General features: G+C 71.7%; 10 protein-coding genes. 7 read left to right on the forward strand and 3 right to left on the reverse strand.

The window, feature by feature from the left end; genetic code table 11:
- Positions 1-1,077 (reverse strand): HAMP domain-containing protein (locus tag ACIRHA_RS34800; protein WP_403854158.1); only part of this gene is annotated, 1,077 nt, incomplete at its 3' end.
- 102 nt (positions 1,078-1,179) lie between these two features.
- Here ACIRHA_RS34800 and ACIRHA_RS34805 point away from each other — a divergent pair.
- Entirely contained in the window at positions 1,180-3,135 is a 1,956-nt protein-coding gene (locus ACIRHA_RS34805; protein WP_403854160.1) for a SpoIIE family protein phosphatase, read from the forward strand.
- Positions 3,136-3,371: 236 nt separating this feature from the next.
- Positions 3,372-4,604 carry a radical SAM family heme chaperone HemW gene (gene hemW, locus ACIRHA_RS34810; RefSeq protein WP_403854162.1) on the forward strand — a complete coding sequence of 411 codons (1,233 nt, stop codon included), beginning with the start codon at positions 3,372-3,374 and terminating at the stop codon, positions 4,602-4,604.
- 108 nt (positions 4,605-4,712) lie between these two features.
- Here the strand turns inward: hemW and ACIRHA_RS34815 are convergent, their stop codons facing one another.
- Both ACIRHA_RS34815 and ACIRHA_RS34820 read right to left on the reverse strand, forming a co-directional pair.
- Complete coding sequence (locus ACIRHA_RS34815) at positions 4,713-5,537, reverse strand: DUF3097 domain-containing protein (protein ID WP_403854164.1); 825 nt, start codon at positions 5,535-5,537, stop codon at positions 4,713-4,715.
- 34 nt (positions 5,538-5,571) lie between these two features.
- Positions 5,572-6,321: an MBL fold metallo-hydrolase gene (locus tag ACIRHA_RS34820; RefSeq protein WP_403854166.1), complete on the reverse strand. Its 750-nt coding sequence runs from the start codon at positions 6,319-6,321 to the stop codon at positions 5,572-5,574.
- Between the two features lie 130 nt (positions 6,322-6,451).
- On the opposite strand from ACIRHA_RS34820, the gene hrcA reads away from it, so the two are divergent.
- From hrcA to ACIRHA_RS34845, 5 genes are all read left to right on the forward strand, one after another.
- Positions 6,452-7,468, forward strand: coding sequence for a heat-inducible transcriptional repressor HrcA (hrcA, locus tag ACIRHA_RS34825; protein WP_403854168.1), 1,017 nt, complete (start codon positions 6,452-6,454; stop codon positions 7,466-7,468).
- Positions 7,469-8,608, forward strand: coding sequence for a molecular chaperone DnaJ (gene dnaJ / locus ACIRHA_RS34830; protein ID WP_403854170.1), 1,140 nt, complete (start codon positions 7,469-7,471; stop codon positions 8,606-8,608).
- 164 nt (positions 8,609-8,772) lie between these two features.
- Entirely contained in the window at positions 8,773-9,849 is a 1,077-nt protein-coding gene (locus ACIRHA_RS34835; protein WP_403854172.1) for a nitronate monooxygenase, read from the forward strand.
- Positions 9,846-10,592: a 16S rRNA (uracil(1498)-N(3))-methyltransferase gene (locus ACIRHA_RS34840; RefSeq protein WP_403854174.1), complete on the forward strand. Its 747-nt coding sequence runs from the start codon at positions 9,846-9,848 to the stop codon at positions 10,590-10,592. Before ACIRHA_RS34835 ends, ACIRHA_RS34840 begins: the two co-directional genes overlap by 4 nt.
- A gap of 79 nt (positions 10,593-10,671) precedes the next feature.
- A complete protein-coding gene (locus tag ACIRHA_RS34845) occupies positions 10,672-11,232 on the forward strand; it encodes a hypothetical protein (protein ID WP_403854176.1) in 561 nt (186 codons plus the stop codon).
- The last annotated feature ends 8 nt before the right edge of the window (positions 11,233-11,240 follow it).

Genomic DNA, 11,240 nt, shown 5'->3' on the forward strand with positions numbered 1-11,240 from the left:
GACCTCGCGGGCGACGCGGGTGACCTCGTCGGCGAAGGCGGAGAGCTGGTCGACCATCGTGTTGATCGTCGACTTGAGTTCGAGGATCTCGCCCTGGGCGTCGACCGTGATCTTCTGGCTCAGGTCGCCGTCGGCCACGGCGGTCGTGACCTGGGCGATGTTGCGGACCTGGGAGGTCAGGTTCGACGCCATGAAGTTGACGTTGTCGGTGAGGTCCTTCCAGACCCCGGATACGCCCCGGACCTGGGCGCGGCCGCCGAGTTGGCCCTCGGTGCCGACCTCGCGGGCGACGCGGGTGACCTCGTCGGCGAAGGCGGAGAGCTGGTCGACCATCGTGTTCACGGTCAGCTTCAGCTCGAGCAGCTCGCCCGTCGCCTCGATCGTCACCGTGCGCGTCAGGTCGCCCCGCGCCACCGCCGTCGTCACGAGCGCGATGTCCCGCACCTGCGCCGTGAGCCGTGACGCCATGGTGTTGACCGCCTCGGTCACATGGCGCCAACTCCCGGACAGGCCCGTCACCTTGGCTCGCCCGCCGAGCCGGCCCTCGGTTCCCACCTCGCGGGCCACCCGGGTCACCTCGCCGGTGAACAGGGAGAGCTGGTCCACCATCTTGTTGACCGAACGCCCCAACCGCCGCAGGTCACCCCGGAGTTGGCGAGTGCCGTCGTGCAGGTCCACACGCTGGGTCAGGTCACCGCCCGCCACCGCCTCCAGCACCCGCGTGGCGTTCGCGGTGGGCGCGACGAGCGCGTCGACGATGGTGTTCACGTCGCCGACCCGGGTCACCCAGGCGCCCTGCCCCGGGCTCGCTTCCAGGCGCTCGTCGAGCCGGCCGTGCCGGGTGATCTCCCGCCGCACCCGCGCGAGTTCGGTGTTGAAGTGCACGCTGCGGTCCGCGAGCTGGTTGAATGTCGCGCCGAGCTCACCGACGATCCCGTCACCGGCGATCGGTACATGCGTGAACGTGCCGTCCCGGGCAGCCGTCAGTGCGGCCAGCAACGGCCGGAGATCGCTCGCACGGATGGTTTCGTCACCGTAGCCCTTCTGAGGTGCACGCATACCACTGTTCTCACTCATAGCGGCCTACTTAGGTAACTCCACGCTTATGGGCGTGGTCAGTCTGTCACTCTGTGGGTGTCGCCTGAGGCGTCTTTGCCACAACTACGCAGGAGCCGAAACGTGGGTTCCATTCCGATTCAGCGGGAGAGCGCTCTCGGCGCCCCGGCCGCGCCCGAGCAGCCGACCGGGGAGCCGATCGTCGCGCGCACGTCGCTGCCCGGGAACCCGCTCGCGCCCGCTGCCGCCCGCCGGTTCCTGCGCGCTGCTTTCGCCGACTGGACCGAACTGCCCGAACTCTCCGTGTCCCTGACCCTCGACGGACGCCTGATGGACGACGCGACCGTCGTACTCAGCGAACTCGTCACCAACGCCGTCGTGCACGCCGGCACCGGAGTCGACCTCCTGTGCCGCCTGGAGGGCGCCGCACCGGACGGCAGCGCCACCGCGGGACTCGTCGTCGAGGTCACCGACCGGCACCCGGCCCGCGCCGTCCGCAACGACCGGGCCTTCCGCTCACCGGAGACCCCCGAATACGGTCGCGGCCTCCAACTCGTCGCCTCCCTCGCCGAGTTGTGGGGCATCACCTACGGTCACGGCACCAAGACGGTCTGGGCCCGCGTCCCCGCCGACGCCCCGCCGGCCGCCGCGGAGATTCCCGACACCCCGGCCCGCGTGCGCAGCCTGCAGAGGGGCTTGCGCGCCGCGGAGATCCTGGCACCCGCGTCCCGGCGCGCCCCCCAGGACCAGGACTGGATCAACCGCGGCGCGCTCTCCTTCCTCGCCGAGGCCTCCGACCTGCTCGCGGGACAGCTCGACGAGGACATGGTCGCCGCGCTCGTCGGCCAGCTCCTCGTCCCGCGGCTCGCCGACTGGTGCGCCATCTGGTTCTACGAGGAGGAGGGGCGCGGCCTGCCGGGCGTCGTCGAACACGACGTACTGGGCGCGGGACCGATGCAGCTGCCCCGGCTCGCCCGCGTCTGGCACACCCACGAACACCGCATCGAGGAGCTCCGCGGGCTCCTGGAGAAGGAACCCCCGCGGCTGCCCGACCGGCTCTCCGGCGCCGTCCCCGTGCCCTGGCCCTTCGACGGACAGGGCGGCCCGGGAACCCAGGACACCGGCGCCTCGGTCGCCTACCGGCTCTCCGCGGGCGGCCGCGCGCTCGGCATCCTGCTGATCGGGCGGGCCGGGCTGCACCGCTTCCCCGACGAGGTCACCGGGCTCGTCGAGGACTTCAGCAGGCGCGTCGCCCTCGCCGTCAGCGCGGCCCGCCGCTTCACCCGGCAGGCCACCATCAGCCGCATCCTGCAGAACGGCCTGCTGCCCACGTCCATGGCCGAGATCCCCGGCGTCAAGACCGCCCTCGTGTACGAGCCGAAGGAGGCGGGCGGCCCCGGCGGCGACTTCTACGACGTGTTCCCGGCCGGCGCCGGACGCTGGTGCTTCGCGCTCGGCGACGTCCAGGGAAAGGGGCCGGAGGCCGCCGTCGTCATCGGGCTCGTACGCCCCTGGCTGCGGCTGCTCGCGCGGGAGGAGTACCAGGTCTCGCAGGTCCTCGACCGGCTCAACCGGCTGCTGCTCGACGACGCGACCGAGGCCTCCGACGCCGCGGCCCGCGCGCTCGCCGCCGCCGACGGCCGGGGCGTGCCACCGGAGGGCTCCACCTCCCGCTTCCTGTCGCTCCTCTACGGCGAGCTGACCCCCACCGAGGACGGCGTGCTCTGCACCATCGCCTCCGCCGGGCATCCGCTGCCGCTGCTCATGCGGCCCGGCGGGGAGGTCGCCGCCGCGGCCACCCCGCAGGTGCTGCTCGGTGTCGTCGACGACCCGGACTACACAAGCGAAACGTTCGTGATGGGCACCGGGGACACGCTCCTCGGCGTCACCGACGGGGTGACGGAGCGGCGCCGCGGGGCCCTCCAGTTCGACGACGGGGACGGACTCGCGCAGGCGCTCGCCGGGTGCGCGGGCCTGACGGCGCCGCTGCTCGCGGAGCGGATCCGGCGGCTCGTGCACGCCTTCGGGGACAGCCCGCCGGACGACGACCTGGCGCTGCTGGTGCTCCAGGCGCAGTGAGGGGGAGGGTCCTTCTGACGGATCAGGCTGGATGCGGGAGGCCGCACCTTTCGGCTCCGCAAGCGGGGTCTGGTGCGTGCAGCTGCAAGGCGGAGGAGGGCGTCAACGCGGAGCGTTGGCAACCGACGACAACGCAGCAGATGTGCGTGCCAGGGCCCGCGACTCCAGCAAGATCCGTCAGAAGGACCCTAGGGCGGGTGCGCTCAGGAGTTTCCGCGAGGCGGGACAATGGGGGCATGCCTTCCGCACTTCCCGATGGTGAGCCCGTGCCCGACGACGGTTCGCTGCCCGCGTCCGCCCTCGCCGGGGCCGGATCCCGACCCCTCGGCTTCTACCTGCACGTCCCGTACTGCGCCACGCGCTGCGGCTACTGCGACTTCAACACGTACACGGCCACCGAGCTGCGTGGCACGGGCGGCGTGCTCGCGTCCCGTGACAACTACGCGCAGACGCTGGTGGAGGAGGTGCGCCTCGCGCGGAAGGTCCTGGGCGACGACCCGCGCCCGGTCCGCACCGTCTTCGTCGGAGGCGGCACGCCCACGCTGCTGCCCGCCGCCGATCTCGTACGGATGATGGGGTCGATCCGCGACGAGTTCGGGCTCGCGGACGACGCGGAGATCACGACCGAGGCGAACCCGGAGTCGGTGGACCCGGCGTACCTGGCGGAGCTGCGGGCAGGCGGCTTCAACCGGATCTCGTTCGGCATGCAGAGCGCCCGGCAGCACGTCCTGAAGGTGCTCGACCGTACGCATACGCCGGGGCGGCCCGAGGCATGCGTGGCGGAGGCGCGGGCGGCCGGGTTCGACCACGTGAACCTCGACCTCATCTACGGCACGCCGGGCGAGACGGACGAGGACTGGCGGGCCACGCTGGACGCGGCGCTCGGGGCGGGGCCCGACCACATCAGCGCGTACGCGCTGATCGTCGAGGAGGGCACGCAGCTCGCGCGGCGGATCCGGCGCGGCGAGGTCCCCATGACCGACGACGACGTGCACGCGGACCGCTATCTGATCGCCGATGAGGTGCTGGGCGCGGCCGGATTCGACTGGTACGAGGTGTCGAACTGGGCGACGTCCGAGGCCGGGCGCTGCCTCCACAACGAGCTGTACTGGCGCGGGGCCGACTGGTGGGGGGCCGGGCCCGGCGCGCACTCGCACGTCGGCGGGGTGCGGTGGTGGAACGTCAAGCATCCGGGGGCGTACGCGGCGGCGCTCGCGGGTGGGCGGTCGCCCGGGGCCGGGCGGGAGATCCTCGCGGAGGAGGACCGCCGGGTCGAGCGGATCCTTCTTGAGCTACGGCTCCGTGACGGCTGTCCGTTGGAGCTGCTTCGGGCGGATGGGCTCGCGGCAGCGCGGGGCGCTCTGCGGGACGGGTTGCTGGAACCGGGGCCGTTCGCGGCGGGTCGTGCGGTGCTGACGCTGCGGGGCCGTTTGCTGGCCGACGCGGTCGTCCGTGACCTGGTCGACTGACCCCACGCCACGGGGCTCCGCCCCGGACCCCGCTGCTCAATCGCCGCAGGGGCTAATAACAGCCCCGCCGGCGTTTGAGGCGCGGGGTCCGGGGCGGAGCCCCGTGGGTTAGGCCGCGGGGGCCGTCACGAAGTCGATCAGTTCTTCGACGCGGCCCAGGAGTGCCGGTTCCAGGTCCTTGTAGGAGTGGACCCGCGACAGGATGTGCTGCCAGGCCTCACCCGTGTTCGCCACCCGCCACCCGAGCGCTTGGCATACGCCCGTCTTCCAGTCCTGGCCGCGCGGCACCCGCGGCCACGCCTCGATGCCCACGGACGAGGGCTTCACCGCCTCCCAGATGTCGATGTAGGGGTGCCCCACGACCAGCGCGTGCTCACTCGTCACCGACTGCGCGATGCGCCACTCCTTCGAGCCCTGCACGAGGTGGTCCACCAGGACCCCGAGCCGCGCGTCCGGGCCCGGGGCGAATTCGGAGACGACCGCCGGGAGGTCGTCGACGCCTTCCAGGAACTCCACCGCCACGCCCTCGATGCGCAGGTCGTGGCCCCAGACCCGCTCGATGAGCTCGGCGTCGTGCTTGCCCTCCACGTAGATGCGGCCCGCCCGGGCCACCCGCGCGCGGGCCCCTGGAACCGCCACCGACCCGGACGCGCTCCGGGCGGGGCCCCTCGAAGCCGGCCCCGAGGGACGTACGAGCGTGACGACCTTGCCGTCGATCATGAAGCCGCGCGGCTCCATCGGGAACACCCGGAGCTTGCCGAAGCGGTCCTCCAGGGTCACCGTCGGCCCCTGCGCCGTCTTCTCGACCCGGATCACCGCTCCGCAGAAACCCGTGGTGACCTCCTCGACGACGAGGTCCGGTTCGGCCGGCACCTCGGGGGCCGGCTTGTTCCGCTTCCACGGGGGTGTCAGATCGGCAGAGTACTGGCGCATCCGAGGGACGATAAGAGAAGTCCCAGGCCCCCCGCTACGACACGCCGAAACGCGCCGCCAATGTGGCGCGCTGCGCACGGACGAACTCCGCATTCACCGTCGAACCGTGCCCCGGAACGTACACCGCGTCCGCGCCGCCCAGATCGATGAGCCGGTCGAGCGCCGCCGGCCAGTGGCCGGGCGCAGCGTCAGGACCCGCCTGCGGTTCGCCCGACTCCTCCACCAGGTCGCCGCAGAAGACGATCTCCGGTCCGGAAGGGCTGCCGGGGACCAGGACCGCCAGGTCGTGGCCCGTGTGCGCGGGACCGATGTTCGCGAGCAGCACCGTCAGACCGCCGCCCAGGTCGAGCGTCCACTCGCCGCACACCCGGTGCGGCGGGGTGACGAGGATGTCGACCGCCTCGGCCGCCGCGTCCGGGTCGATACCGTGCCGCACGGCGTCGGCGCGCAGCCCCTCGGCACCGCGCTCGAAGAGGACGTCGATGCCCACCGCCCCGTACACCTCGACACCCGCGAACGCGGCCGTACCGAGCACATGGTCGAAGTGCGGGTGGGTCAGTGCGACATGGGTCACTCTCCGGTGCGCACCGAGGAGCGCGCGGGCGTCGGCGCGCAGCCGGACGCCTTCACGGAGTGAGGATCCGGTGTCGATCAAGAGCGCCGCATCTTCACCCACGACGAGGCCGCTCGTGCAGTCGAGCCCCGGCAACCGCACCCGCCCCACATTCGGCGCGATCCCCTCCCACCCCACCGACGCCCAATCGATACCCTGCGCGAACTCCATACCTCGAAGCTAGCGCTCTTGCCGGGCCCGTACCCACCGGCCGTACACTGAGCCGGGGACGATTGGCACTCGCCGACAGGGAGTGCCAAAGCAGGATGATCGCAGCGACTGTTTCTGGAGGTGTGCGCCGATGCTCAACGAACGCAGGCTCGAAGTGCTGCGCGCCATCGTCCAGGACTATGTCGGCACCGAGGAGCCCGTCGGCTCCAAGGCGCTCACCGAGCGGCACCAGCTCGGGGTCTCGCCGGCGACGGTGCGCAACGACATGGCAGCCCTGGAGGACGAGGGGTTCATCGCCCAGCCGCACACCAGCGCCGGGCGCATCCCCACCGACAAGGGCTACCGCCTCTTCGTCGACAAGCTCACCGCCGTGAAGCCGATGGCCGGTCCCGAGCGGCGCGCCGTGCAGAACTTCCTGGACGGCGCGGTCGATCTGGACGATGTCGTGGGCCGGACCGTGCGGCTGCTCGCGCAGCTCACCCGGCAGGTGGCGATCGTCCAGTACCCGTCCCTGACCCGGTCCACGGTGCGCCATGTCGAGCTGCTGTCGCTCGCGCCCGCCCGTCTGATGCTCGTACTGATCACGGACACCGGGCGCGTGGAGCAGCGGATGATCGACTGCCCGGCGCCGTTCGGCGAATCGTCCCTTGCGGACCTGCGGGCCCGGCTGAACAGCCGCGTCGCGGGCCGCCGGTTCGCCGACGTACCGCAGCTGGTGCAGGACCTGCCGGAGGCCTTCGGGCAGGAGGACCGCGGCACGGTCTCGACGGTGCTCTCCACTCTTCTGGAGACGCTCGTCGAGGAGTCCGAGGAGCGGCTGATGATCGGCGGAACCGCCAATCTCACTCGCTTCGGACATGATTTTCCCCTCACCATCCGGCCCGTTCTGGAAGCCTTGGAGGAGCAGGTCGTGCTCCTCAAGCTCCTTGGCGAGCTGGGAGATTCGGGCATGGCCGTACGGATCGGTCACGAGAACGCCCATGAGGGACTCAACTCCACATCCGTGGTGTCGGTCGGCTACGGTTCGGGCGGCGAGGCAGTGGCCAAGCTCGGCGTGGTCGGCCCGACCCGCATGGATTACCCGGGAACGATGGGAGCAGTACGCGCAGTGGCACGTTACGTCGGACAGATCCTGGCGGAGTCGTAAGTGGCCACGGACTACTACGCCGTACTCGGCGTGCGCCGCGACGCTTCCCAGGACGAAATCAAGAAGGCCTTCCGAAGGCTGGCGCGTGAGCTTCACCCGGATGTGAATCCGGACCCGAAGACTCAGGAGCGCTTCAAGGAGATCAACGCCGCCTACGAGGTGCTCTCCGACCCGCAGAAGAAGCAGGTCTACGACCTCGGGGGCGACCCCCTGTCGCAGGCCGGCGGAGGCGGTGGGGCCGGTGGCTTCGGCGCCGGTGGGTTCGGGAACTTCTCGGACATCATGGATGCCTTCTTCGGCACGGCGTCGCAGCGGGGACCCCGGTCCCGTACGCGCCGTGGCCAGGACGCCATGATCCGGCTCGAGGTCGAGCTGGACGAGGCCGCCTTCGGCACCACCAAGGACATCCAGGTCGACACGGCTGTGGTCTGTACGACCTGCAGCGGTGAGGGCGCCGCGCCCGGCACCTCCGCGCAGACCTGCGACATGTGTCGCGGGCGCGGTGAGGTCTCGCAGGTGACGCGGTCCTTCCTCGGCCAGGTCATGACCTCGCGGCCGTGCCCGCAGTGTCAGGGCTTCGGGACCGTCGTCCCGACGCCGTGCCCGGAGTGCGCCGGTGACGGCCGCATCCGGTCGCGTCGCACCCTGACGGTGAAGATCCCGGCCGGTGTGGACAACGGCACGCGGATCCAGCTCGCGGGCGAGGGCGAGGTCGGCCCCGGCGGTGGTCCCGCCGGTGACCTCTACGTGGAGATCCACGAGCTCCCGCACCCGACCTTCCAGCGGCGCGGCGACGATCTGCACTGCACGGTCACCATCCCGATGACGGCGGCGGCCCTCGGCACGAAGGTGCCGCTGGAGACGCTGGACGGCACGGAGGAGATCGACATCCGGCCGGGCACGCAGTCCGGTCAGTCGGTTCCGCTGCACGGGTTCGGTGTCACGCATCTGCGGGGCGGTGGCCGTGGTGACCTCATCGTGCATGTCGAGGTCATGACGCCGCAGAAGTTGGATCCGGAGCAGGAGAGGGTGCTCAGGGAGCTAGCGAAGCTGCGTGGCGAGGAGCGGCCCACGGGGCAGTTCCAGCCGGGTCAGCAGGGCCTCTTCTCCCGCTTGAAGGACGCGTTCAACGGCCGTTGAGCCACCCGTTCGTCACGGTCACGGGGCTCCGCCCCGGACCCCGCGCCTCAAACGCCGGCGGGGCTATTTATAGCCCCGCTCTTATGACGAGAGCCAGCGGGGTCCGGGGCGGAGCCCCGTGACGTCGATTCGGCCGCCCGGAGGGGACGTGGCACGATGCGGGCATGTCCTCCGCACTGACCGATCTCTGCCCCCTCCCGATCGTGCAGGCCCCCATGGCGGGCGGCGCTTCGCAACCCGCCCTGGTCGCCTCCGTGGCCGACGCCGGCGGGCTCGGGTTTCTCGCCGCCGGGTACAAAACGGCCGACGGGATGTACGAGGAGATCAAACAGGTGCGGGCGCTGACCGGCAGGCCCTTCGGCGTCAACCTCTTCATGCCGCAGACCGAGCACGCCGACCCGGCGGCCGTCGAGGTCTACCGCAACCAGCTCGCGGGCGAGGCCACCTGGTACCGCACCCCGCTCGGCGAGACCGACAGCTGTGGCGACGACGGCTACGACGCCAAGCTCGCGATCCTCGTCGACGACCCCGTCCCGCTGGTCACCTTCACCTTCGGCTGCCCGCGGCTCGCGGTCGTCCAGGCGCTGCAGCGCGTCGGCACGAAGGTCGGCGTCACCGTCACCACCGTGGAGGAGGCGCAGGCCGCGCAGGAGGCAGGCGCCGACCTGGTGTGCGTACAGGGGATCGAGGCCGGCGGGCACCAGGGCACGCACCGGGACAACCCCGAGGCCGACGGGAGCGGGGTCGGGCTCCTTGCGCTGATCGCGCAGGTGCGCGAGGCCGCCCGGCTGCCGATCATCGCCGCCGGCGGAATCATGCGCGGCGCGCAGATCGCCGCGGTGCTCGCGGCCGGCGCCGACCTCGCGCAGCTCGGCACCGCGTTCCTGGTCACCCCGGAGTCCGGAGCGCCGGAGCCGCACAAGCAGGCCATGACCAATCCGCTGTTCAACCGGACCGAACTGACGCGTGCCTTCTCCGGACGGCCCGCGCGCGGACTCGTCAACCGGTTCATGCGCGAACACGGCCCCTACGCCCCGGCCGCGTACCCGCAGGTCCACCACATGACGTCGCCGCTGCGCAAGGCCGCCGCCAAGGCCGGCGACCCGCAGGGCATGGCGCTGTGGGCGGGGCAGGGGCACCGGCTCGCGCGGGAACTTCCGGCAGGGCAGCTCGTGGAGGTGCTCGCCGCCGAACTCGACGCCGCCCGGGCCGCGTTGACGCAGCCGGGCGCCGCCCGATGACCGCTCCGGTATTCGTCGTCGAGGGGGCCGTACCCGGCGACCGCGCGTATGTGCTCGACGGGCCCGAGGGGCGCCATGCCGTCTCCGTGAAGCGGCTGCGGGCCGGGGAGACGGTGACCCTCACCGACGGGCTCGGCTCGTGGTGCGAGGCCGTCGTCACCGGCAGCGAGGGCAAGGACCGGCTCGAAGTGGCGGCGGGGCCCGTACACGTCGAGGCCGACGAGCAGCCCCGGATCACCGTCGTACAGGCGCTGCCCAAGGGCGACCGGGGCGAACTCGCCGTGGAGACCATGACCGAGACGGGGGTCGACGCGATCGTGCCGTGGGCCGCCTCCCGGTGCATCACGCAGTGGCGCGGCGAGCGCGGGCTCAAGGCGCTCGGCAAGTGGCGGGCCACCGCACGGGAGGCCGGGAAGCAGTCGCGGCGGGTGCGGTTTCCGGTCGTCGGGGAGGCCGCGACGACGAAGGAGGTCGCCGGGCTGCTCGCCGGGGCGGACTTCGCGGCGGTGCTGCACGAGGACCGGGACGCTCCGAGCGGGGCGCTGGCCTCCGCCGAACTCCCGGCCAGTGGTGAGATCGTGCTCGTCGTCGGCCCCGAAGGCGGCGTATCGCCCGAGGAGTTGACGGTGTTCGAGGAGGCCGGGGCCCGCCCGATGCGGCTCGGGCGGAGCGTCCTGCGCACGTCGACGGCCGGAACGGCGGCGGTGGCGTTGCTGCTGGGGCGGACGGGGCGCTGGGGGTAGCCGTCCCGTCCGCCGGTTGCGCCCACAGTGGCTGCAACCGCACTACCGACCCTGTACGTCCACTGGCATTCTGCCGTGCATGCGGGGATCGAGAGGGTTCGGCGGGCTGGTCCTCGTCGCTGCCGTCGTCGCCACGGGCGTCGCGTGTCAGCCGATCGAGGGCGACCTCAACCCGTCCGAGGCCGCGGCGACCACCGACCAGCAGGCCACCACCGAGCTGAACCGGCAGCACGGCAAGGTCGCCTGGCTCAGCTGCACGGCCGTGTACAGCGGGCCCACGCCCTCCGGTAAATCGGCGCCCAGTGAGGTGAAGGTCGACTGCCGGGGGAAGACCAGGGACGGCAAGGACGTCAACGTACAGGGGTGGGTGTACGGGGTCGTCGCCGGCAAGTGTGTGCGCGGGAAGACCATCGCGCGCATCGACGGCAAGGTGTGGTTCAGCTACGGCGTTCTCGGCAACTGCGCGGCGAACGACAGTACTTCGGCCCCGAACGACTCGCAGCAACCGGCGCCCTCCGAGGACCCGAAACCGCAACCCTCGCAGGACCCGCAGCCACAGGAGCCGCAACCGGGCTCCACGAGCACCGTGACCGAGACCGTCACGGTGACCGCGCCCCCGCCGACTTTCCAGGGCAAGTGAAGGGGAAG

It is taken from the genome of Streptomyces sp. NPDC102360 (assembly GCF_044766085.1).
GTDB lineage: Bacteria > Actinomycetota > Actinomycetes > Streptomycetales > Streptomycetaceae > Streptomyces.